Origin of the sequence: Streptococcus sp. HMSC34B10 (genome assembly GCF_001839505.1) — a bacterium.
GTDB lineage: Bacteria > Bacillota > Bacilli > Lactobacillales > Streptococcaceae > Streptococcus > Streptococcus peroris.
The window spans coordinates 1-24,570 of the sequence record NZ_KV841545.1; the positions used below are offsets into that span (position 1 = coordinate 1).

At 38.5% G+C, this 24,570-nt stretch carries 22 protein-coding genes, 1 tRNA gene and 1 other annotated feature; of the genes, 3 read left to right on the forward strand and 20 right to left on the reverse strand.

What is annotated here, in order from left to right:
- Positions 1–44 precede the first annotated feature (44 nt).
- From HMPREF3237_RS01220 to HMPREF3237_RS01235, 4 genes are all read right to left on the reverse strand, one after another.
- Positions 45–677 carry a Pr6Pr family membrane protein gene (locus tag HMPREF3237_RS01220; RefSeq protein ID WP_070888574.1) on the reverse strand — a complete coding sequence of 211 codons (633 nt, stop codon included), beginning with the start codon at positions 675–677 and terminating at the stop codon, positions 45–47.
- A 2-nt stretch (positions 678–679) separates the two neighbouring features.
- Positions 680–1,018 carry a zinc ribbon domain-containing protein YjdM gene (locus tag HMPREF3237_RS01225; RefSeq protein ID WP_070888575.1) on the reverse strand — a complete coding sequence of 113 codons (339 nt, stop codon included), beginning with the start codon at positions 1,016–1,018 and terminating at the stop codon, positions 680–682.
- 139 nt (positions 1,019–1,157) lie between these two features.
- Positions 1,158–1,829, reverse strand: coding sequence for a (d)CMP kinase (gene cmk / locus HMPREF3237_RS01230; protein ID WP_006145852.1), 672 nt, complete (start codon positions 1,827–1,829; stop codon positions 1,158–1,160).
- Between the two features lie 8 nt (positions 1,830–1,837).
- Entirely contained in the window at positions 1,838–2,329 is a 492-nt protein-coding gene (locus HMPREF3237_RS01235) for an SAG1386/EF1546 family surface-associated protein (RefSeq protein WP_006145853.1), read from the reverse strand.
- 45 nt (positions 2,330–2,374) lie between these two features.
- Here HMPREF3237_RS01235 and HMPREF3237_RS08725 point away from each other — a divergent pair, with 45 nt between their 5' ends.
- Positions 2,375–2,578 carry a ferredoxin gene (locus HMPREF3237_RS08725; RefSeq protein ID WP_180364189.1) on the forward strand — a complete coding sequence of 68 codons (204 nt, stop codon included), beginning with the start codon at positions 2,375–2,377 and terminating at the stop codon, positions 2,576–2,578.
- Between the two features lie 251 nt (positions 2,579–2,829).
- On the opposite strand, the gene galE is transcribed toward HMPREF3237_RS08725, so the two are convergent.
- The 5 genes from galE to HMPREF3237_RS01260 form a co-directional block, all read right to left on the reverse strand.
- On the reverse strand, positions 2,830–3,849 hold the full coding sequence (gene galE, locus HMPREF3237_RS01240; protein ID WP_070888576.1) for a UDP-glucose 4-epimerase GalE: 1,020 nt from the start codon (positions 3,847–3,849) through the stop codon (positions 2,830–2,832).
- A 100-nt stretch (positions 3,850–3,949) separates the two neighbouring features.
- Positions 3,950–5,050, reverse strand: coding sequence for an NAD(P)/FAD-dependent oxidoreductase (locus HMPREF3237_RS01245; protein ID WP_070888577.1), 1,101 nt, complete (start codon positions 5,048–5,050; stop codon positions 3,950–3,952).
- A gap of 16 nt (positions 5,051–5,066) precedes the next feature.
- Entirely contained in the window at positions 5,067–5,864 is a 798-nt protein-coding gene (locus tag HMPREF3237_RS01250) for a Nif3-like dinuclear metal center hexameric protein (RefSeq protein WP_070888578.1), read from the reverse strand.
- On the reverse strand, positions 5,851–6,528 hold the full coding sequence (locus HMPREF3237_RS01255) for a tRNA (adenine(22)-N(1))-methyltransferase (RefSeq protein WP_070888579.1): 678 nt from the start codon (positions 6,526–6,528) through the stop codon (positions 5,851–5,853). Before HMPREF3237_RS01255 ends, HMPREF3237_RS01250 begins: the two co-directional genes overlap by 14 nt.
- A gap of 100 nt (positions 6,529–6,628) precedes the next feature.
- Positions 6,629–8,965: a cation-translocating P-type ATPase gene (locus tag HMPREF3237_RS01260; protein WP_070888580.1), complete on the reverse strand. Its 2,337-nt coding sequence runs from the start codon at positions 8,963–8,965 to the stop codon at positions 6,629–6,631.
- Positions 8,966–9,095: 130 nt separating this feature from the next.
- Between HMPREF3237_RS01260 and HMPREF3237_RS01265 the strand changes: the two genes are divergently transcribed.
- Together HMPREF3237_RS01265 and HMPREF3237_RS01270 are read left to right on the forward strand one after the other, a co-directional pair.
- Complete coding sequence (locus tag HMPREF3237_RS01265; protein ID WP_070888581.1) at positions 9,096–9,845, forward strand: lysophospholipid acyltransferase family protein; 750 nt, start codon at positions 9,096–9,098, stop codon at positions 9,843–9,845.
- A 106-nt stretch (positions 9,846–9,951) separates the two neighbouring features.
- Positions 9,952–10,024: transfer RNA gene (locus HMPREF3237_RS01270), tRNA-Thr, on the forward strand.
- 290 nt (positions 10,025–10,314) lie between these two features.
- Here HMPREF3237_RS01270 and pyk read toward each other — a convergent pair.
- The 11 genes from pyk to pgdA form a co-directional block, all read right to left on the reverse strand.
- A complete protein-coding gene (pyk, locus tag HMPREF3237_RS01275) occupies positions 10,315–11,820 on the reverse strand; it encodes a pyruvate kinase (RefSeq protein WP_070888582.1) in 1,506 nt (501 codons plus the stop codon).
- A 64-nt stretch (positions 11,821–11,884) separates the two neighbouring features.
- The gene (gene pfkA, locus HMPREF3237_RS01280) at positions 11,885–12,892 is read right to left on the reverse strand and encodes a 6-phosphofructokinase (protein WP_070888583.1); all 1,008 of its coding nucleotides are present in this window, start codon (positions 12,890–12,892) and stop codon (positions 11,885–11,887) included.
- Positions 12,893–12,973: 81 nt separating this feature from the next.
- Positions 12,974–16,075, reverse strand: a complete 3,102-nt coding sequence (locus HMPREF3237_RS01285; protein ID WP_070888584.1) for a DNA polymerase III subunit alpha — start codon at positions 16,073–16,075, stop codon at positions 12,974–12,976.
- A gap of 157 nt (positions 16,076–16,232) precedes the next feature.
- Positions 16,233–16,667: a hypothetical protein gene (locus tag HMPREF3237_RS01290; RefSeq protein WP_070888585.1), complete on the reverse strand. Its 435-nt coding sequence runs from the start codon at positions 16,665–16,667 to the stop codon at positions 16,233–16,235.
- 209 nt (positions 16,668–16,876) lie between these two features.
- On the reverse strand, positions 16,877–17,257 hold the full coding sequence (locus HMPREF3237_RS01295) for a lactoylglutathione lyase (protein ID WP_045615477.1): 381 nt from the start codon (positions 17,255–17,257) through the stop codon (positions 16,877–16,879).
- 90 nt (positions 17,258–17,347) lie between these two features.
- Positions 17,348–19,888 (reverse strand): J domain-containing protein, encoded by a 2,541-nt coding sequence (locus HMPREF3237_RS01300; RefSeq protein ID WP_070888586.1) that lies wholly within the window; start codon positions 19,886–19,888, stop codon positions 17,348–17,350.
- An 11-nt stretch (positions 19,889–19,899) separates the two neighbouring features.
- Positions 19,900–21,564 carry a molecular chaperone HscC gene (locus HMPREF3237_RS01305; RefSeq protein WP_070888587.1) on the reverse strand — a complete coding sequence of 555 codons (1,665 nt, stop codon included), beginning with the start codon at positions 21,562–21,564 and terminating at the stop codon, positions 19,900–19,902.
- A gap of 159 nt (positions 21,565–21,723) precedes the next feature.
- Positions 21,724–22,083 carry a 50S ribosomal protein L20 gene (gene rplT, locus HMPREF3237_RS01310; RefSeq protein WP_000124830.1) on the reverse strand — a complete coding sequence of 120 codons (360 nt, stop codon included), beginning with the start codon at positions 22,081–22,083 and terminating at the stop codon, positions 21,724–21,726.
- 49 nt (positions 22,084–22,132) lie between these two features.
- Positions 22,133–22,333: a 50S ribosomal protein L35 gene (gene rpmI / locus HMPREF3237_RS01315; RefSeq protein WP_003003453.1), complete on the reverse strand. Its 201-nt coding sequence runs from the start codon at positions 22,331–22,333 to the stop codon at positions 22,133–22,135.
- A 32-nt stretch (positions 22,334–22,365) separates the two neighbouring features.
- Positions 22,366–22,896 (reverse strand): translation initiation factor IF-3, encoded by a 531-nt coding sequence (gene infC / locus HMPREF3237_RS01320; protein ID WP_025168719.1) that lies wholly within the window; start codon positions 22,894–22,896, stop codon positions 22,366–22,368.
- A 15-nt stretch (positions 22,897–22,911) separates the two neighbouring features.
- Positions 22,912–23,042, reverse strand: a sequence feature (ribosomal protein L20 leader region).
- 102 nt (positions 23,043–23,144) lie between these two features.
- On the reverse strand, positions 23,145–24,539 hold the full coding sequence (pgdA, locus tag HMPREF3237_RS01325) for a peptidoglycan-N-acetylglucosamine deacetylase PgdA (RefSeq protein WP_070888588.1): 1,395 nt from the start codon (positions 24,537–24,539) through the stop codon (positions 23,145–23,147).
- Between the last annotated feature and the right edge of the window lie 31 nt (positions 24,540–24,570).

Genomic DNA, 24,570 nt, shown 5'->3' on the forward strand with positions numbered 1-24,570 from the left:
TTTACCATGTCTACTTAAGAGGTATCATATCAGATGGGGTACTTTTACGACTTAGATTTTTTAATGCTTTTAATCAGATAAAATACATATCCTGAGACCAAATAGGCTATAAAGATGATAAACGCCCATCTAAAGACAAAAGCCCAACCATATTTATTAGCATTTAAAAAGAAATAGGGGAAAGGATTGTCCTTAGCATTTGGAATGTTCATCTTTAGAACCAAGCCATTCAGGATTGCAAATCCCATATAAAGTAAGGGAAGACTAGTCCATAACATAGGGTCAAACCACTTATATTGGCGACTCTTGTCAAAAATAATTGTATCTGCTAAAAACCAAAGAGGGACTATATAATGGCAAAGGAAATTTTCCAAACGGTAAAAATCTGTCGTCAAGGGAGCTAGCATGAAATGATAGATGACACAGGTAATCATGATACTCATAGTGACACCACCTTTGAGACGTAGAATACCAGAACTCTGCCAACTATCACCGCCACTACGCATCTTTAACAAAAGATAACCTGTAAAGAGTACAACCAAAAGGTTAGAAAGGACTGTATAATAGAGCAGCATCCCTAAACCACCCCGTTTGGTAATCTCTAAGTATACACCAGTAAAGGCTGCTATAAATAAAAAGATACGACTATAAAATATTACTTTTTCATTTTTAATCATGATTAAATCTTCTTCACAAATTCTGATTTCAATTTCATAGCGCCAAAACCATCAATCTTACAGTCGATGTTGTGGTCACCTTCTACAATACGAATATTTTTCACACGAGTTCCTTGTTTGAGGTCTTTAGGAGCGCCTTTGACCTTAAGGTCCTTAATCAAGGTAACTGTATCTCCATCAGCTAGTTTATTTCCATTTGCATCGATGGCAACAACACCTTCTTCAGTTTCTGCTTGCTCAGCAGGATTCCACTCGTAAGCACATTCTGGGCAAACAAGAAGTGTACCATCTTCATACACATATTCTGAATTACATTTTGGACAATTTGGTAATTGACTCATGTTATCTCCTTAAAAATTTGTAATTATTTGATTGTCAAATTTTCTTTAACAGCAACTATTATACCTTAAAAGAGACTATTTTACAAATCATGATAAAAAAACGATCAACCGAAACCCGGTTCATCGTTTTTTTAGTTTCTTATAAATGTTCTTGTGCTTCTGATTTAATTTTTTCAACAACTTCTAAAATAGAGAGTCCAGTTGTATCCAAATAGATTGCATCCTCAGCCTGTTTAAGAGGCGAAGTTTCACGATGACTATCTTTATAATCACGCGCAGCAATCTCTTCTTTCAAAGTTTCCAAATCTGTTTCGATTCCTTTTGAAAGATTTTCCTTGTAACGACGTTCTGCACGCTCATCTACAGATGCTACTAGAAAAATCTTCAATTCAGCCTTAGGCAAGACCACTGTACCAATATCGCGACCATCCATGACAATACCACCTTGTTGGGCGATTTCTTGCTGGAGAGCTACCAATTTTTCACGAACAGCTGGAATAGCAGCAAAGGCAGAAACAGCATTGGTTACTTCATTTTCTCGTATTGGATCTGTCACGTCAACATCTCCAACAAAAACAAGCTGGTCTCCATTTTCAGCACGCCCAAAGCTAATTGGATATTGTTCCAATAATTCAAGCAGTTGAGAAGATTCCTCTGCGCTTACTTGGTTATTCAAAGCAATGTAGGTCGCAGCTCGATACATAGCACCTGTATCCAAATACGTATAGCCAAAGTCCTTAGCGATAATCTTAGCGACTGTACTTTTACCACTGGAAGCTGGTCCATCAATGGCAATCTGAATTGTTTTCATCGTTACTCCTATCTTGTCTTAAGGACATCACCAGGATTTGCAAACCAAGTTCCTGTAGACATATGACCAGGGTTTAGAGCTTCAAGTTGAGCAATAGAAATCCCTGCTCGAGCTGCAATTGCAGCTTCACCTTCTCCTGCAAGAACTGTAATGGTTCCTTCAGCATTAGCATGTGTTTCTGTATGCTCTTGTTGCGTTGTCTCTGTTTTAGTTTGCTCTGTTACCGCAGTAGTAGCAGTTACAGTTGTAACCTCTTCTACCTTAGGCGCAGAGGAATCATAGAAATCTTTTAATGAAGAAGTACGATTGCTTCCACCAGATGACAAGTAGATTAATATCACTATCATTCCGATAATTATTGTGAAGAAAAGAATCGCTAATATCGTCAAAATACGATTAGCTGAGAACCCTGAATCATATTGATTGCGTTGGCGACGTTCTGTTCTTGTTTCTTCTTCCTGGTTTTCATAAATATCTTCTTGCCACGGTTCCTTTTCCATACCTTACTCCTTGAGTTTTTTTTATTTTCTTATTACAATATAAATATGAAGATTAGACTAATACCTGAACGTTGCATTGCCTGTGGGCTCTGCCAAACCTATTCAGAATTATTTGATTACCATGATAATGGTATCGTTCGTTTTTTCGATGATCCTAAGCAATTAGAGAGAGAAACTCCTTGTAGCGACGACATTTTAGAAGCTGTTAAGAATTGTCCTACTCGTGCTCTAATCAACGAGGAATCTTAAGATTTAATGGAGGATAGTTTTCTATTTTCCACTCTCTCTAGTTTAGCATATTTTTCTAGAAAATTATAGTCTTTTGCTAGACTAATTTTATACAATTTTACAATCATTTGTTCAAAAATCTCAATACCACCTTAACTGCTTTCTTAGGTCGTTTATCGATTACATAAATTCTAATTGATTGTTTCTTATCAATCTCATATAGAGCTAGAAAAAAGAGGAAGTACTTCCTCTTTTTTTGTGAATACAACAGATTAATCATCAAACCCATTTGGATGCTTGCTTTGCCAACGCCATGCATCTTCACACATTTGATTGATGTCAAGTTCTGCTTCCCAGCCAAGTTCTTTTTTGGCTTTTGCAGGATCTGAATAGCAGGCAGCGATATCCCCTGGGCGACGGTCAACGATACGATAAGGAATTGGACGTCCAACTGCTTTTTCCATATTATGGATAATTTCTAGGACAGAATAACCTTTTCCTGTTCCAAGGTTATAAATATTAAGTCCTGAACCTTTTTGAATCTTCTTAAGAGCTGCTACGTGGCCTTTTGCAAGGTCAACCACGTGAATATAGTCACGCACACCTGTACCATCTGGTGTTGGATAATCATCTCCGAAAACTTGCACCTCTTTTAATTTTCCAACAGCTACTTGTGTAACATACGGTAGAAGGTTGTTTGGAATACCGTTTGGATTCTCACCCAAATCCCCACTCTTATGGGCACCAATTGGATTGAAATAACGAAGTAAAACAACGTTCCACTCTGAGTCAGCTTTATAAATATCGGTCAAGATTTCTTCCAACATTAGTTTTGTACGACCATAAGGATTGGTTACTGAAAGTGGGAAATCTTCTAAGATTGGAACTGTATGAGGATCTCCATAAACAGTTGCTGATGAGCTAAAGATGATGTTTTTACAGTTAGTCTCTTCCATAACTTTCAAGAGGCTAACAGTACCTGCAATATTGTTATCATAGTAAGCAAGTGGGATACGTGTAGATTCACCAACAGCTTTCAAACCAGCAAAATGAATCACACCAGTTGGTTCTTCATGTTTGAAAATATCACGAAGAGTTTCAGTATCACGGATATCTGCTTCGTAGAAAGGAATTTCTACGCCTGTGATTCTTTCAACTACTTCAAGACTTTTACGACTACTATTGACCAAATTATCGACGACAACTACTTGGTGTCCGGCTTGGACCAATTCAATAACCGTATGAGTTCCGATGAACCCTGCTCCACCTGTTACCAGAATTTTTTCTTGCATTTTATTTCCTCAATTCTTGGATTATTTTTTTCATTTTACCATTTTTGATAGGGAAAGTCATTTACTTTCCTAATACTATCGTAAAAACTAGGTAAAAGATTTACGATTGTTTCTTTTTAATATATCTTTCAGTCGGATAATCTGCCGGATCTAATACTCCACTTCTCCCCTGGAGCATTTGGGCTAGATGATAACCGATAATAGGACCAGTCGTTAACCCTGAAGATCCTAGACCACTTGCTGCATAGACATTGGATAAATCTGGAACTTGACCAAAAAACGGAGAAAAGTCACTCGTGTAAGCCCGAATACCCACACGTTCCCCACTAATCAGTGCTTCTTTTAAACTTGGATAAAATGAACTCGCTACCTCAGCCATTTGTTGTAGCAAATTCTCATCAACTGCTAGGTCAAAGCCCATATCATTTTCATGGGTAGCACCTAGAGATAACTTACCACCTGAAAATGGTATCAAATCCCACTCACCTTCCGGCATAACTACAGGAAAAGCTCCCATGTCTTGTTCCACTTGGTAATCTCGGAGTTGCCCCTTTTGAGGACGAACATCAACTGCATAGCCTAAAGGTTCCAAAATGTTACCAAGCCAAGCTCCCGTGGACAAGATGACTTGATCAAATATTTGATGGTCTATCTGGTAACCCGGTGCTAGAGGAGTTAGACTGACCTCTTTCTTTACAACCTTGACCTGACTGGCTTCCAGTAAGCGACTAACTAAAAATTGTCCGTCTACTCGAGCTCCTCCGGAAGCATAGAGCAATCTTTCAAATCCCTTTAAACCAGGGAATAACTCACTTGCAGACCTTTGGTCCAGAATAGCTAATTCTCCTATTAAGGGAGATTCATCTCTACGTTGCAAGGCTAAGTCATAGAGTTCCTCTAGTTTGGAGTCATCTTTTTTAAGAAGAAAAACACCAGAACGCTGGTAAAAATCGATTTTTTGACCCGATTTTTCTAAGTCAGTTAATAAATCTACATAAAAGTCTGCTCCTAGGCGAGCCATCTTGTACCAAGCTTTATTACGTCGTTTAGAGAACCAAGGGCTAATAATCCCTGCTGCTGCCTTGGTTGCTTGGCCGTTTCCATTATCAAAAACAGTTACTTCGATATCAGCTTCCTTAGAAAGATAGTAGGCAGCTGTGGCCCCTACAATTCCTGCACCTACAATGGCAACTTTTTTCATTGTCTTTACCTTCTAACTAGATATGATGGAATGGATTGGTGGACGCCTGACTTGCGATAACCTCTAGAGGCCAATCATTTTCTTCCTTCCATTCGTTCAGGAACGCTGCAATTTTTTCAACAAACAGAACTTCAATATAGTGTCCGGGGTCCAGAACCAACAAGCCGTCTGACAACATCTCTTGGGCAGTGTGGTAATAGATGTCACCAGTAATGTAAACATCTGCTCCTTTTGCCAAAGCATCAGAGTAGAAAGACTGCCCACTGCCGCCACAAATAGCCACTCTTGAGATTGTCTTTTGCAATTCAGTCTCTTTATAATACACCATTCGAAGGCTATCTAGATGGAAGACGTCCTTAACATGATCTGCAAATTCTTCAAACGTTTGAGGTTTAATATTGCCAATACGCCCGATGCCACGTTCAGGACCTGTTTCCTGTAGAAAAGTTGTATCCTTAATATCCAATAGTTGGCAGAACCAGTCATTAAGGCCGTTTTCAACAATATCAATATTAGTATGGCTAACGTAGACTGCAATATCATGCTTAATAAGATCAATATAAATCTGATTTTGAGGGCGACTAGCTACCAAGTCCTTTATCGGACGAAAGATTGGCGCGTGCTTGACAATAATCAGATCAACACCCTTTTCGATGGCTTCTGCCACCGTTTCTTCACGGATATCAAGGGCAACCATGACCTTTTGGATTTCCTTATCTAAGGTTCCAATTTGCAGACCACGACTATCGCCTTCCATAGAAAATTCTTGTGGACAGTAAGTTTCATAACGCTTAATCACTTCACTTGCTTTCATGGAGCACCTCCTTAATGGCTTTAATTTTATCTGCCAGAACCTGACGTTCTTCTTGATTTTTTTCTGGAATTTGACTAAGGGCAAATCCTAGCTTACTTGCTTCTCTTTGCCATTTTTGGCTGAAGACTGGGCTAAGTTCTTTAGATAAAAAAGGACCAAAGCGGACATCAGTTCCTGATAGATTCATTTCACCAGCTTCTGCAACTATGATCTCGTAAAATTTCCCAGCTTCTTCTAGGATGCTTTCTGCCATAATTTGAAAACCGTGCTCTTGTAGCCAGTTGCGTAACTCATCTTCTCGGTTATTTGGTTGAAGAATCAATCGCTCAACATTGGCTAGTTTGTCCAAACCCTCTTCTAATATAGTAGCAATCAAGTGACCTCCCATTCCTGCAATAGTGATAACAGAAACCTGATCACTTTCTTCGAAAGCTGCCAAACCATTAGCTAAACGGACCTGAATTTTCTCAGTCAAGCCATGACTTTCAACATTTTTAACTGCAGATTGATAGGGCCCCTCTACAACTTCACCCGCGATGGCAGCTTCAATATGACCTTTTTCAACTAATTCAATAGGTAAATAAGCATGGTCGCTACCGACGTCCAGCAAAACAGCTCCTTGGGGAACAAAAGAAGCTACTGTTTCTAATCTCTTTGAAATCATCTTCTCTCACTTTCAAAAACTCTATTTCCCTTTATTATACCATATTTTATCTAGCAATCCTGCACCTAAAAAGACCGCAATCATGGATTGCAGTCTTTCTCTATTTTCTAGATTGATAACGACTTGTCAGGATGAAAATGACAGCAAAGATGGCCATCATGATGCCATAGACAGGTAATGTTTGTCCTGTCAGCGTTGAAATTTCAAGTAATTTTTGGATTCTTGGAAATAGAGCTGTTCCAAGGAAACCTCCAACTGACCAAATAATCAATAGCACACGCCACAAGCTAAATGGCAAGCAAGCTCTAACTACAGACATGAAACCAATCGATGCCAGTAGATAATACAAAAGTGTCGAAATTTCAATGGCTGTCCAACCTTGACTGGTTCCAAAAATTTTAACAAAGAGAACACTAAAGACTACCATCAAGGCACTTGGAAGTGCACGTAGCATGGATTTTTTGAGGAAGTTTTGTTCCACAGGTTTGATATTTCGTTCAAAAGTTAATACAAACGGTGGGAATCCTTCCACAAACTGGTCAATCATGGTAATCTGAATCGGAATGAATGGGAAAATCAGAATCCATTCAGTACGGCCCAATAATGCACTTGCAATACAGATAACTGCCAATAAGAATGAATAGATGGTCTTAATCAAGAAAATTGGAGCAATGTGGGCAATGTTATTGACCACACGACGTCCTTCAAAAAGAATCTCAGGAACATCATTGAAATCTGAATTCAAGAGAACCAGATTTGCAATCTGACGAGTCGCTGGATCTCCTTCAGCCATAACGATGGAACAGTCTGCCTCACGGAGAGCTAGGATATCATTGACACCATCCCCTGTCATAGCAGTCGTATGTCCTGCTTTTTTCAGAGTTTGGATGATCAGTTTCTTTTGATGAGGCGAGACACGTCCGAAAATTGCTGTCTCCTCAGCCATGGCAACCAACTCTTCATCAGTAATTTTCGAACAATCTACATAGCTCTGATAGTCTGCAAAACCAGCTTTTTGAGCAATACTTGAAACGGTAACTGGATTATCACCAGAGATAATTTTCAGCCCCACTTCCTGAGATCGAAGATAGTCTAGAGTTTCAGCTGCCCCTTCTCGAATCGGATCTAGAATCTCAAGCAAAGCCAAGGCTTGAATATCAGATGGTTTTTGTGGCTTGTGATGGCCAAGTTTTTCTTGACTGAGCGCTAACACCAAGACACGAGATCCTCGTTCAAGAGCTTCCCTAGCCTCAGGAACTTCAGCATCCAACAACATCTCCGGTGCGCCTAGAAAAACAGTTCCAAGACCTTCCAACTCCATTGCTCCCCATTTTCGATCGCTTGAAAATGGAAGGCTAGAAATCATCGGATAAGCCATCTCTCCCGCAAAACGCTTTCGAATAGCTTGGGCAGTTGGATTTTTATCCTCACTGTGTGCCATATAGCTGGTTAGTATTTTGGCAATAGCATCTTTGTCGTAAGCTTGAGTCAGAGGAAGGACAGTCTCAACCTGCATCTTTCCTTGGGTGATGGTCCCTGTCTTATCCAAACAGAGCATATCGACACGCGCTAAGGTCTCAACTGAGTACATTTCCTGTACCAAAACCTTCTTCAAACCGAGCTTGATAACAGCGGTTAAGAGAGAGGTGATAGTCAAGAGCGCAATTCCCTTAGGCAACATCCCCAAAAGGGCTGTAGATGAATTAACTACAGAAGACTTCAGTGGCAAACCTTTTAAGAGCAATGCTTCAAGCAAGAGAGCAATTCCAAATGGAATGATGATTTTCCCAGTAAAGCCAGCTAGTTGGTCTAGCGATTTCATGATACGTGAGTTGATCGGCTTCACCGTCTTAGCTTCAAGCATGAGCTTGGCTGCATAGTTATCCGCCCCAACATGATGTACCTGGGCGAGGACAGAACCACTTGCAAGAAAGCTACCCGACAACATTAAGTCTTCTACTTCTTTTTGCACCAAGTCACTCTCACCTGTTAACATGGCTTCATTGACTTCTGCAAAACCTTCTAAGACAACTGCATCACTTGGAATCTGATCTCCCGCTGATAAGCGAATCACATCATCTAAAACAAGTTTTTCCGGATCCAAAGCAATCTCTTGTCCATCACGGATAGTGGTAATCTTTTCTTTATTCAAGAGATTGAGTTTATCAACCATATGTTTGGCACGTAGCTCAGTTACAATTCCTGAAAAAGCATTAAAACAGATAACCGCAAAGAAAACTAGGTTGCTCCATGCCTGAACAAAGGCTAGTGCAAGAGCTATCGCAAAGTTTAAGGCATTGAATAGGGTAAAGACATTTCGCTTTACAATCTGCCAAGTACTGGTACTAGCTGATGCTTTGAAATCATTAATCTGCCCCTGTTTCTGACGTTCTTTAACTTCTAATTGGCTTAAGCCCATAATTTTATTTTTATCCATAATCTCTATCATATCATTTTTTTTTGAATAATTCTAATCTCATATGAAGAGCTTTTTCACCTATATAAAAAAATTTGCCTGTCCTACAACGATAAGGTATAATAAAAGAAAGAAAACCGAAGGAGACATCATGTTTTACACTTATCTGCGTGGGCTGGTTATGTTGATTCTATGGTCAATTAATGGAAACGCTCACTTTCACAATACTGAAAAAATTCCAAGTTTAGATGAAAACTATATCCTTGTTGCGCCACACCGTACCTGGTGGGATCCAGTCTATATGGCTTTTGCAACAAAACCAAAGCAATTTGTCTTTATGGCAAAAAAAGAACTCTTTTCAAATCGCATCTTTGGTTGGTGGATTCGCATGTGTGGTGCTTTCCCTATCGACCGTGATAACCCAGGTTCTTCTGCTATCAAATATCCAATTAATGTTCTTAAAAAGAGCAATCGCTCACTGATTATGTTCCCGAGTGGTAGTCGTCATTCCAATGATGTTAAGGGTGGTGTAGCCCTCATCGCAAAGATGGCTAAGGTTCGTATCATGCCTGTTACCTATACTGGTCCTATGACTCTAAAAGGGCTTGTCAGCCGTGAACGTATTGATATGAACTTCGGAAATCCGATTGATATCTCAGATATTAAAAAGATGAATGATGAGGGAATTGAGATGGTTGCAGACCGCATCCAATCTGAATTTCAACGCCTGGATGAGGAAACAAAACAATGGCACAATAATAAAAAACCAAATCCACTCTGGTGGTTCATCCGTATCCCTGCACTGCTTTTGGCAATTATTGTCGGAATCCTGACAATCCTCTTTACCTTCGTAGCAAGCTTTGTTTGGGACCCAGATAAAAAGAGAGAGCAATTACAATAATCTAATCTTCACAAGCCTAAGTTGAGTACTTGGGTTTTTTCTAGTTGCTCCGGTGCCCATTCGCTTATTGACAAAAGGCTAAAACTATAGTATACTTTCAAAGTAAGCTGATTTAGCTCAGTAGGCAGAGCGCATCCATGGTAAGGATGAGGTCGCCGGTTCGATCCCGGCAATTAGCATCATTCGTCAGTTCCTTTTTAGGAACTATTTTTTTCTTGACAAACTATTGCCTCTATAGTACAATAAAGTCTGCGATGAGTCGATATGTAGCGAGAGCTACAATTGCGCAAAGGAGGTCATTAACGCAGGAGCGGACCTTGAGAAATTGTGTGAACCGGTTTCTCACATGGAGATGCCTCTCATGCTTTCTGGTTTCCCAGAAAGCTTTTTTTAATTCTTTTATATTCTACAACAAAAAAGCCTATCACCCAAGCTCGAACGCTTGAAGTGATAGGTTTTTATTTTTTGATTAACGTACTGTACGGATACGCATAGTGTTTGTACGAACTGCTTCACCAAGTGGCACACCTGCTACGATAACGATATCGTCACCAGATTGTACAAGACCTGCTTCAACTGCTTTACGTTCAGCAATTTCAAACATGTCATCAGTTGATGATGGAGCTTCTGTCAACATTGGGATAACACCCCAGTTCAACATCAATCCACGTTCTGTCAATTCGTCAAATGTCAATGCCAAGATATCAGCGTTAGGACGATATTTAGAAATCAAACGAGCTGTATGACCAGTCTTAGTAAGAGTCACAATCAATTTGATATCCATTGAGCTTGCTGCATCTTTAACTGCTGACGCCATAACTTCTGTCTTAGAATTACGTTCAAATGAATCTGAGTTCAAACGACCATACTCGTTAAGAAGAGTTTGAGCATTCTTGTCGATTGTAGCCATTGTTGCAACTGATTCAAGTGGGTATTTACCATTTGCAGATTCACCTGAAAGCATTGTAGCATCAGTTCCGTCAATAACAGCGTTAAATACGTCTGATACTTCTGAACGAGTTGCACGTGGTTTTTCAGTCATTGTTTCAAGCATGTTAGTTGCAGTGATAACAACTTTACCAGCAGCATTCACTTTAGTGATAATCATTTTTTGGTAAACTGGAACCATTTCAAATGGTACTTCAATACCCATATCACCACGAGCAATCATGATACCGTCAGCAGCTTCAATGATTTCATCCAAGTTTTCGATACCTTGTTGGTTTTCGATTTTTGCAAACAATTGAACGTGACCATTACCAGTTTCTTCACAGATTGCACGAACTTCGTTTACGTCTTTTGCAGTACGTACGAATGAGATTGCGATAAAGTTGATACCTTGTTCAAGACCGAAACGAATATCAGCATTGTCGCGATCAGCAAGTGCTGGGAAAGGAATCTTAGTGTTAGGAATGTTAACACCTTTTTGTTTAGCAATGATACCATCATTTTCAACTTTAACAACAAATTCACGTTTAGCAGCATCTTTTTCTACAACTCGAAGACCAAGTTTACCATCATCAACCAACACTTGGTGACCAACTTCAACATCATCAAAAATATCAAGTGCACCAGCTACGTTCAAAGCAATCACGTCACGAGTTGATTTGATACCTTGTTTTGTTGCAACACGGATTGTTTCACCAGTCTTGTATGAGTATTCTTTAGCTTCACCTTCAAACAATTCAGTACGGATTTCTGGTCCCTTTGTATCAAGAAGGAAACCAACTTTTTTACCTGCAAGTTTTTCAGCAAGTTTTACAGTTGCCATACGTTCACCTTGTTCTTGGTGGTCACCGTGTGAGAAGTTGAAACGGAAAGCGTTAGCTCCTGCTTCAATCAATTTAGCAATGTTTTTTGCTGATGCTTCAACATCAAGCTTTTCACCCCAATATCCGTCATCACCAAATTTTTTACCACCACGGATTTCTACCGCAGGACCTAAAGTTGCAACGATTTTTACACGTTTATTCATGATTATGAAACTCCTTTATTTTTTAGACCTTTTTGGTCTGATTAACTAAGTTAATGAAAGTAAATTAGGACAAGCTCTTATTCAATTTGGCTAGTTCTAAGTCAGCCTTGTGAGGGTTGTTTACAACAATCTTACCATCGGCTGTTAGGCTAAATAAAGCCCCCTCTTCTGCTGTTCCCAGAATTGGATTTTCAACCATCTTTTCATTACGAATACCAACAGCAACACCACCGATTCCTTGTTTAAGAAGTTTAACAGCGTGTGCTCCCATACGTGACGCTAATACACGGTCACGAGCAGTTGGTGATCCACCACGTTGGATATGACCGAGTTCTGTTACACGAAGATCACTTGTATCTCCCGCTTCTTTCAGCTTTTGACCGAATTCAGCTGCTGACATAACACCTTCAGCTAAGACGATGATATTGTGTTTTTTACCATGTTCGTAACCCGCCTTGATGCTTGCTACGATGTCTTCCATTTTGAAACCTTCTTCAGGGATGATGATTTCATCAGCTCCAGTTGCGATACCAGCCCAAAGAGCGATATCCCCGGCATTACGTCCCATAACTTCAACGACGAAAGTACGACGGTGACTTGAAGATGTATCACGAATCTTATCGATGGCATCCATTGCAGTTGTTACTGCAGTGTCAAATCCGATAGTGAAATCAGTTCCCACAATATCGTTATCAATTGTACCTGGAAGTCCAATAGCAGGGAATCCATGCTCAGTCAAGCGCATAGCTCCATGATAAGAACCATCACCACCAATAACTACGACACCTTCGATACCGTGTTTTTTCAACTGCTCAATTCCTTTAAGTTGACCTTCAAGTTGTGCAAACTCAGGATAACGAGCAGAGTGAAGGAAAGTACCACCACGTGAAATGATGTCTCCTACAGAAGCAGTATCAAGTGGATAAATCTCACCAGCAACCATACCAGCATATCCATCATAGATACCAAATACTTCCATTCCTTCCGAGATTGCTTGACGAACAACTGCACGGATAGCAGCATTCATACCAGGGGCGTCTCCACCACTAGTCAAAACAGCAATACGTTTCATTTGGTTTTGCTCCTTTTTCTTTTTACATTCTAACTGATTATACCACAATTAAAGTTAAAATTCTTTTATTTTCATTGATTTTTAACGATAAATCGTTTTCATAGTTATTTGTCTCAAAGATTCTTGTAGACTTGCGTCTTTTGCTACAAAATAACCTGGTAAAAGAACATTTTTTTGTTCATCCTCATAGCGAATGACAACAGGAATTTGGCCCTTATGTTGCTCTAAAATATGATAAATCTCAGAATCGTAGTCATGATCAGCCACCTGAATCCAAAAACGTTCACTTACTGCTTCTTTTAGAGTATTTAACACTAATTGCAGGCGACCATCTCTGGACTGTACTTTTCCATTTAGATAGTAGAATTTCCCTTCATGTAGGATGTTTTTAAATTGGCGATACTGGTCAGAAAAAACAGTGACTTCCAAATTTGTCTTACTATCACTAACTTTCAAAAAGGCCATGTTTTCACCTTTTTTTGTTCGGATTACACGGATAGATTGAATCTCTACGAGCACAGTTGCTGTCTGACCTTCGGACAGTTCAGACAAACTAACAATTGGATATAATGGGTTCTTTGCTAAAATCAGCAATGGGTGTTGACTGATACCCACTCCTAACCATTCTTGCTCCTTTTTGAATTTCTCGATATTCGAGAAGTCTTCTGTGTCTGTCCAGCTATAGCTAGAATCTGCAAAGAGACTACCTAACTCATCCACAAAGATAAACAAAGTTGGTAGATTCGCTAAAATCTTCTGACGATTTTTATCAAATCCATCAAAGAGACCAACTTCTACTAAGGGAGTCAGGAGGCTAAGCTTCTGATAATTTTTGGGGAGTCGTGTGATAAAATCTTCTACACTACTAAAAGGACGATTCTCTATAATCCAATAAGCAAAATCACGAGACATTCCCTTAATACTTTTAAGCCCTAAATACACCGTCTTATCCGTCAATTTATCCTGATATGGAACCGTATTAATCGAAAACGGAGTCAGTTTAAAGCCCATTTCAAGCGCATCGAGAATATAATCTCCACTCGCATAGTTGAGCATGACCTGATAAAAGATCGCTGGGTAATGTGTTTTAAAGTAGGCAAGTTGAAAGGCTAAAGCTGCATAAGCGTAGGCGTGGGAACGGTTAAAACCGTATCCAGCAAATTTTTCCATGACAGCAAAAACTTCTTGAGCCTGTTCTTTGCTATGGCCATTTTCAAGTGCACCTTGGATAAAACTCTCCTCCATTCGGTGCATCTCAGCAGCATTCTTTTTTCCCATAGCACGACGCAAGATATCGGCTTTTCCAAGACTAAAACCAGCATAGCGTTGAGCTACTTGCATGACCTGTTCTTGGTAAAGCATGATGCCATAGGTTGGAGCTAAGATATCTTCTAGCACAGGATCCAGAACCGTAACTTTTTCTTTGCCATGTTTTCTGGCTACAAAGTTATCAATATAGTCACTCGCTCCTGGTCTGTTGAGGGAAGTGGTTGCCACTACATCTTCAAAGCTTTCTGGTTTCACGCGCTTCAACAAGCGAATAGCTCCAGGTTGTTCAAACTGAAAGATTCCCTTGGTCTTCCCAGCTGCAAACAGGGCTAAAGTTTCTTTATCCTCAAGGTCTATATCCTCAATTCTTAATGGAATTCCTTGAGTTTCATATAAGAGCTCTTGCATTTTTTGAGCGAAGGTTAGGTTTCGAAGACCCAAGAAATCCATCTTGAGCAAGCCATTTCCTTCAACTCCATGAGCATCATACTGGGTAATCAGCATATCCTCACCGTACTTGAGAGGGATATAATCTGTTAGATTTTTATCACTAATCACGATACCAGCTGCGTGGATGGAAGTTTGTCGAGGATAGCCTTCAATCTTTTTGGCAATTTCAAAAGCTTTTTGATACTCAATCTTACTTTGAATCAGTTGTCTAAATCCTAGATTGCCTTCATAGGCTGTCGTTAAGGTATCTTTGAAACCAATTTTTTTTGTTATGGATGTCAACTCATACTCGGGAACACCATACCGTTTAAAAACATCTCGGATAGCCTGTTTGGCACCAAAGGTCGAGTAAGTAACAATCTGCGCAGCATGGATACTACCATAGCGGTCACGAACATAGCGAATAAACTCTGGACGATAGATATCAGGAATATCAATATCGATATCAGGCATGGTATAGCGTTCACGATTCAAGAATCGTTCAAAGATAAGATTTTTTGCTACAGGATCAATCCCCGTAATATCTAGAGCGTAGGCTACTAAACTTCCAACTGCAGAACCACGTCCCATTCCCATGTAATACCCTTGAGAACGACCGAAACGTAAGAGATCCCAGACAACCAAGAAATAGTCATCGAATCCCATTTCATGAATCACTGATAACTCATCTTCTAAACGAGCCTGATAATCTTGATTCCATAACCCTTTCTGCTTCAGACCCTGAATGGCTCGTTCTCGGAGTTCTTCAACAGCAGGTCTCTCTGGATTGAAACGTGGAAGCTTGAGACTACTATCAATCTCATAGGAAGTATCTTTGACCAATCTTGCAAGATTATCCAGTGCGATTGGGAACTTCTCTAGAAAAACCTGTTCTAGACGCTCAGCTGGTAACAACAAGCCCTGTTGAGATTGAACATCAATCTCTCGCAAGGTCACGTTCTCTTTAATCGCTTTAAGCATCTGTAGAGCTTCTAAATCCTCAGACTCAAAAGAGTTAACACGATAAAGAGGGAGAATGGGGTGAGAAAAATTCGATTGAGGTGTATCCGGATACACTCCGATATAGTAGTCATGTCCCAAATCTAAGTCGGCAATTCCAGAATAATAGGGAACAATAACGCAAATATCCTCTAGGTAAGAAGAAAAATCAGTCCACTCTTTTTTACCCGTCATCTTTAAAGTCGAAAGCTTCATAAGATTTTGATAACCACGATTTGACAGGGCTAGCAAACGTAGATTGAGCCATTCATCTTTATGATGAACAGTCATTTCAAGACCTAATAAAGGCTGAATCCCCTGTTTTTGGCATTCTTTGATAAAATAATAGGCTCCATAGAGATTATCTTCATCCATGATTCCAAGTGATGAATAGCCATATTCCTTCCCTAGGCTGACATATCTCTTGATTGAAATCATACTCTCCATGAAACTATAGACAGTTTTCGTATCCAGTTGGGCAATCATTCTTTCTCACCTCCCTTTTTCTTTTTCTATTATACCATTTTAAAAAATAGAAACACAATTTCTTTCTAATCATTAAACTAAAAAACCACAGCCTTAAAGGCTATGGTTTTATGATATGAAATAAGTTCGAAGAAGAGTTGCGCCTAGCTTTTTTAATTTAGTTACTTGTATCTTTCGTTAAAAATATCCCGATTAAAACTAGAACTAGGGAGAGAAAAGGAAAAATCCCAAAAGTCAGCCAATCCGTGTTGAATGCTAAAAGTCCGGAAAGCAAATAAAAACCTGCACTCGCATACAAAAAATTTCTATTTACTTTCTTGATTCCTATCTGTGTTAAGACAGTTGCTATAGCGTAAGGAATTAAATTAGGACCTAGAAAAATCAAGAATACAATTCCCCATTTACCAGCAGCTAAAGCAAAATGTATAAATATAAGAATATAGGTAAGTGCCAAATAAAATGAGAAAGATAGAAGAGCCGAAGGTTTCTTGACTGCTTTTGGACCATTCTCCGTATTTTCAACTGAATTATTCTCTACAATTAGTTTATCTTCTTCTTTGTTTAGTTCTACATTTGGATTTTGGTCTGACATTTTTTTCTCCCACTAATTTGTTTAATTATTTTTATTATATCCCAATTTGTCACATTAAGCTAGATAGAAAAAGCCATCTATGTTAGTCCCAGATAAACGCTCACATTTGTCTGAAAGAAACTAACATAAATGACCTACACTACTCCGTATCAAGTTTTTCTGAGTCAGGTGAAATAGTCTAACTCAATTTGACAAATGAGGAGTTTTTATTATTTTTCACGAATCACTTCTACCTTATATCCATCTGGATCTTTGATAAAGTAATAGTTTGGCTGAGTTCCTGGCAGTCCTTTAGGTTCTGTTACTTCATAACCTTTTTCACTATGCTCTTTATGCAGAGCTTCAAGGTCAGGCGTACTTAGGGCAATGTGTGCAAAGCCGTCACCCACAACATAAGGCCCGTGGTCATAGTTATAAGTCAATTCCAATTCATAATCATCACCATCAAGGCCTAAATAAACAATGGTGAAAGCATAATCTGGAAAGTCCTTACGGCGCAATTCCTTAAATCCAAAAGCATCTTGATAAAATGCAATTGATTTTTCAAGATTTTCTACGCGTAAGCAGGTATGTAACATTTTTGAAGCCATATTATATCCTCTTTCATTTCGATAGTTCCATTATACCCTGAATTAGTAAAATTTACTAGGAACTTAAACTGTAACCCCCTACTCAATGCTTTAACGCAATTCAAGAACCTCTCGATTTTCCTTACGAATATTCCGCACAAGTAAAAGTAAGATAAGAATAAAGAGTCCTTCTAGGAAGTAGAAAGCAAACTCACTATTCATAATTAGTAAGTCTTTTTCAAAAAAGACTTTACTAAAATCTTGTATAGGTGCGAATAGGATTCTAAATAAACGTCTTAGGAAAATAAAAATTTGCAATCCATAAATCATAAAGGTCTTTTTAACACCAATTGCTAAACGCTGTTCTTTTGTAAAATAAGCCAATACGATTCCATTTAATAAGAGTATGAACGTTAAGCTCAGAGTTTCATCTCTTAGAACAACTGGATTAAAAAGACTTAAGCGACTGTGAGTAAGAGGTAATAATTGAAAAAATATAATACCCATTAAAATTGGAAAGAAAATTCCCTTCAATGAAGGTGGTAACCCTACTTTATATCTTGTAAAGTATAAGACACCAACCACTATCATAACAATAAAGATGTAACACATCGCAACATATGAAATCATTTCGCTTCGGTTTGCCAGAGCAACTAGAAAACCTGAAGATAGAAACAGTCCCAGCGGAACTAACTTGTCTAAAGAATAATCCCACTTAAACCCTTCACTTATCTTGAATCCATCAATAGAACAGAAAAAAGTAATGAAAATAAGAGCCCCAATGAGACCTAACGGTAAGGTTGGTAAGATAAAGATCATTAACAATATTAATAGAATCCATGGTTTGAGATTGTAGTAGAATTTTTGTTTTAATCCTCTAGCAGCTACACCTTCTTCAATCAGTGTTTGCCTCAATTTTAGCATATAAACGTAGAATAGTGATACCATACCGGCATGAACCCAGGAATTCATAGCATATTGCTCTAAAACACTGAATATTAAACTAAAAATCGTAAATAGACCAAACACAAACTGAAGAAACTTATTTTTAAAGACCTGTCTTTTTTTCCAAACCAAATAAGATATTTTAGAATTCGGATGACAGAGTTGATAAGCATAGCTGGTCATCTCTTCTAGTTTCTGGTCTGTCTCCTCCGTCATCATCATGGGAACCATTTTAGATGTGGAAAAAGGACCTAAAACATAAAGCAACAATTCTCCGTCTTTAAAACGATAATACTCCTTATAGATTTGTTGAAGCAAAATCGCAAGAATGCGCGGTTTACTTTTAAAGTAAGTTCTCCACTTCTCCCAATCATTGATATCTTCATCATTCTTCGTAATCTTATCAATATAGAGATAGCCTTGATGATACCAGTAATCAAAATTTTCTTTTTTATCTAATGAAAACTTTTCAACAACCCAAGGATAAGAATGAGTATCCTTCCAGAAACCGAATTTCTTCAGATAAGGATTTTCTTCATCCTTGATATGTTTTTCTACAAAGTGGAAAACAATATCAAGAACCTTGTCATTTGTAAATGGATAAACATCGATGTCCTCCAATAATTGAAGCAAGAGAGATTCATCCTGAACGTTCTCAAGGAGATAGGACCAATCCTTTACAAGTCTAGCATCGTCTTGATATGTACTATAGGCTAAGAGATATAGAGCTTCCTCAACCTCTGAAGAATTTAGCAAATTATAAGAATGGATATCGAATGGTTCTTCTGAATCTGCTTTTAATTCTTCAAAGTAAGCCACAAGCTCGTCATAGGCTTTTTGGTCTTCTTCTCCCACCTCTGGTTTAATCTTCTCCAAAATATAAGCCAAAACTGGAATGCTAGTAATCATTTGTTTACTGCTATTCAAGAGAAAAAGGACCGTACCAGGAGAAAAAGATTGTTTGAAAAAAGTTATCCAAACTCCAATTTGATTGGCTTTTTGGGAGTCCTCTAGAAGGGCTTGGCATAAACGATAAGAAGCATACAATTTCGCAGTTTCTTTTTTCGCATCCTCAAGAGACTCTCCATTTTTGTAGGCAGTAGCTCTTTTAACCTTCCAATGCTTCAGTTTATAGTAATATCCCCAGTACTTAAAGTCAGGAATATAGTCTTCCAGCAAGGGAATGATGATAGAGAATTGCTCAGGTTTGTTAAAAATATAAACATCCATTTCTTCTAAAACAGACTGAACAACACTCATATCATATCGATACTGATTAAAAAATTGTCTCCAAAGATGTTCTTGTTCTTCTATGGTATAGTCAGGATTTCCTACAATACTTTCAATCGCGTTTCTAATCAGATACTCTGACTCTAGATAATCACTAAAATCTAAGACATGACTAGAAGCATTCGACTCGTGAGCAGTTGACTCTTCACTTAAAGTTTCAAAATTAAGCGGAGAAGCAACTATTTTCTCTTCTTGATTACTGAAATGCTGAGAGGAGCTAGCTTCACTTCCAACAGTTTCTGGTCTCGTACTATTAGACCGTGCTTCTCTTAAAGCCGACTGGTAGGCTTCTACAATTTGTTGATAGATTTCTGGTTGGTCCTCAGGATGGTAAAGTTTCACTAACTCAGAATATCGTTTTCGAATAGTCTTAACATCATGAGTTGGCTCAATCCCTAAGATTTCCCATTTGTTCATAGAATCCCCTCTCATAAGCCACGCTCTAGAAACTCTAGATAGTTAGAAAATGATTGATAAAGTTTTGGTAAATGATACATAGATGCTTGTCTAACTTCTTCTTCAAAACGTCGAGTCTCTGCCATCAACTCATCTCTTCTTCTCCCTAAGAGCATGCTGTATACACGATTGGCCTTTTCAAGCAAGAAACGGTAAACCTCTGTTTCTTGAGCATTAATCTTATAACGAGTTAACTCTGCTTGTTTTTTCTTGATTTCATCTTCAGTCAAGGTGATACTCTCTTGGAGAATAACATGATTAAATACTTTCTTTGTTGAATCAATGGTTACTTCTACATCCAAAATTCCATTTAGGTCATAGGTGAATCGAATAGTAAAGCCTTCATGAGCCCGTTTATTAACAGGAACTGGCACTTCCAACTCCCCGAGGAATAAGTTTTGGGAAGCCTTCATCATTTCTCCTTGGTAGACTTCTACCTTCACTTGGCTTTGTCCTAATTCTGCGGTGTAATACTGTTCCGTTCGTGAAGCAGGTAGAGGAGAATTACGCTCGATAATCGGAGAAAAACGATCACCAACAACTGCAGTTCCAAGTGTGAAAGGACAAATATCCGATAACAACAAATCGCGAACCTCTCCCTGACGCTCCTTTATTCCCGCTAAAAGAGCACAACCTTTAGCAATCATCTTATCAGGATCATCAGGTACCTGTACTGCTTGGTCAATACAGTAAGACAAGAAATCTTGTACCAATCGAAGTTTTGAAGTCCCACCGACAAGAACAAAGTTATCAGAGGATACATAACTATAGCGCGCATCCATCAGTGCTCTATCTAGTACTGACTTAAGGCGAGCTAATAATGGTTGGCACAGCTCATAAAAACGCTGATAAGTTATGTCTAAAGAGAATTCCTTGTCCTGATCCGTTACTAGCATTTGCACTTCTTCATTGGTATTTAGATTCAGCTTTGCCTTTTCAGCTTGGACCAATATTTTACTGTAAAATTCACGAGAAATCGTATCCTTACTTAACTGATTTGAAACCAAGAACTCCTCCGCAATTGCTGCAGTAAAATCTTCTCCTCCCAAGCGATTATCCCCTGCGATAGACACAATCTCGACAACATTGTCAAACAACTCTACGACTGAGATATCCAGTGTTCCACCACCAAAATCGACGACTACAAATGACTGGTCTTCTTGATTGCTCATCGATTTTTTTGCAAGAGCAGCTGCGGAAGGTTCGTTGATGATACGTTCAATTTTTACTCCTGCAAATTGTCCTGCTAGTTTTGTTGCATAGCGTTGCGCATCATTAAAATATGCTGGTACACTGATGATAACCTCGTCAACCTTTTCACCAAGAAAAGTCTCTGCATCATCCACTAATTTTCGAATGACAAAAGAGCTCAGCTCCTCTGCTTTATAAGTTCTATCCCCTAGAACTAATTCATGTTTAGTCCCCATAAATCGTTTGAATTGGGCTACGGTTTTATCTGGATGTGTCACCAAGCGTTCCTTTGCAATTTTTCCTACAATGATTTGGTCATTATCGTCCAAAGCCACAACTGATGGCGTTAAATATTCTCCAAAAGCATTTGGAATCAGTTTTACTTGACCATCTTGATAAACACCTACCAATGAATTCGTCGTTCCTAGATCAATACCTACTATCATCTTCTAACTCCATCTTTATAAACATACTACTATTATACAGGAAAAGTCCTATTTCCTTAAACAAAAGATGCCATTCACTGTCCATTTCATGAAAATAAAAAAAGCTTCATTTCCCCCCCGTAGCTTAAACCACAAGAGTAGAAATGAAACTTTTATACATTATTTACCAAGTTTTGCTTTAGCTGCATCTGCAAGAGCTGTGAAAGCTGCTGCATCGTTAACAGCCAAGTCAGCAAGCATTTTACGGTTAACTTCGATCTCAGCCAATTTCAAACCATGCATCAATTGTGAGTATGAAAGTCCGTTCAAACGAGCTGCCGCATTGATACGTGTAATCCACAATTTGCGGAAGTCACGTTTCTTTTGACGACGGTCACGGTATGCATAGTAGTAAGAGTTCATTACTTGTTCTTTTGCAGTACGGAACAAGATGTGTTTAGCTCCATAGTAACCTTTTGCTAATTTAAGAATACGTTTACGACGTTTGCGTGATACAACGCCACCTTTAACACGTGCCATTTATATTTCCTCCAATATTTCCTAGAATTCTTTACTTACGAATACGCGATTATTTCAAGCGAGTAAGCATTGCTTTGATACGTTTGAAATCTCCTGCATGCACCATAGATGCTTTACGAAGATGACGACGTTGTTTTTTAGTTTTTCCGTGGAAACGGTGAGATGTATAAGCACGGAAACGTTTAAGTCCACCAGAACCTGTACGTTTGAAACGTTTAGCTGATGCGCGGTGTGTTTTTTGTTTTGGCATGATTTTTTCTCCTTTATTTAACTTTCTGACAATTATTTTTTGTCAGTTGCTGGCGCCAATTGCATAAACATTTGACGTCCATCCATTTTAGCACGTTGTTCGATGATAGCAATATCTTGAGTTGCTTCAGCGAAGTCGGCTAAAACTTTTGCACCAATTTCTTTATGGGTAATCATACGTCCCTTAAAGCGAATAGATACCTTTACTTTGTTTCCTTTTTCAAGGAACTTGCGAGCATTGCGAAGTTTGGTATCGAAATCACCCTTGTCAATTACTGGGCTCAAACGAACTTCTTTCACGGTCACAACGCTTTGTTTTTTGCGCTGTTCTTTTTGCTTCTTCTGGTACTCAAATTTGAACTTACCGTAATCCATAATTTTCGCTACAGGAGGTTTAGCTTGAGGTTGAATGAGAACCAAGTCCACATTAGCTTCATCCGCAAGTGCTTGCGCTTCGCTTAGTGGTTTGATACCCAATTGCTCACCTTCAAGACCGATTAAGCGAACTTCACGTACACGAATTTCATCATTGATGAATAAGTCTTGCTTTGCTATGGTTTTCACCTCTTTTTTTAATTTAGAGAAAAACAAGAGCGGACTTGCTAACGCAAATCCGCACTACATGATTATCGTTCATTTCTGAAACTTGATCCGTAGGGGCCAGACAACGTTAGTCGCAAGGCGAGAAGTTCTCACTTCTGCTTTTCTCAACTTTTATATGATACCAAGTTTTTCCCTACTTGTCAAGATAAAAAATTATCTTTTTACTTTATCAAGGTAAAAGAATTGAATCCATCACCTAAGAATTGACTTTATTGATTACGTGAATAGTAAATTTCATGTGGTTTCACATGGTTACCCAACAATTCAGAGACTGTGACAAAGCTATAACCTTCCCCTTGTAAATACTCAATGACTTTCGGTAATGAGTTGACTGACGTTTGATGAATGTCATGCATTAAAATAATCGAACCATTACTTGCCTGACGCTGAATCTCTGCCAAAATTGCAGCTTCATTTTTACTCTTCCAGTCCAGACTATCAACATCCCACAAGATAAAGCTTAAATCAAGACTATTGCGGATATCATCTGAAATGGCACCATAAGGAGGACGCATCAATTTTGAACTTGTTCCAAGCACACTGGTAATTGCTGATTCTGTATCCGTAAGTTGTTTCTTAGCATCTTCCAAGGAAAGTTTTGTTAAGACTGGGTGATCCCAGCTGTGATTACCCACTTCATGACCTTCAGCCTTCATTCTCTTAAGAATTGCTTCGTTACCAGCGACATTTTTCCCTTGTACAAAGAAAGTTGCTTTGATTTTATATTTAGCTAATATATCTAATGCCTGTGGTGTTGTAGTTGCATTTGGACCATCATCGAAGGTCAAGGCAACAACTTTTTTATGTTTTTCTGCTTGCACTTTTTTATAAAGTTCAGCATCCTTATCTGATAGATAAGAAGTTTGAATAAAATCAAAGAAATCTGAAATAGGCATCGCTATTTCTTCCACATTATCAGTTGATTTAACAGGATAAAGAACTAATTGACTATCTTTGTAAGCAAATCTCCAGCTTGACAATTCTGCAGCTGATAAATCAGCTGAAACTTGATCAACCAATGATTGATCTACTTTTTTATCTTGGAGAGTAGTCTTAAGATCTTCTAGTAATTTTTCCTTTGCTTTTTTTGTATCTGTAAAGAGTTGGTCCAGCGTAAAGATTGAACCATCTTCTTTTAGATATACCTGATCGAGAGTAGTATTTTCGAGCTCAACGACTTTTGAATGAGCTAAATCATAAGCTTGTTTTTTAATCAGGCGATTCTCAATACCATTTAGAGAAGAATCTCCTTTTTCTGAGTAATAAAAAATCAACTGGTCTTTTCCTTCGACCTTGTCAGTGATATCCTTTACAATTGCATCCTTGGCAGAAGAAATAATACTAGCTCCTACCTGTGGATAATAAGTAATAATCTCTGATTTTTCCTTGCGAAAATGCTCCTTTTGGCTACCTTGTGCATATGCATCTTCTTTTTCCTTCTTGAGACTTTCAATTTTCTGTTCAAAGGCTTGCTTGCTCAACACTTTATAAGTAATCATACTACCAAGTGCTAACATTATGAAGAACAAAATCAACACAAGATTTCCTAGCTTTTTATTATTTTTTTTCTTAACTGTCTTTTGGGGTAATCTCTTGTTTGTCATAGTTTTATCATATCAAATCAGTGCTATAATT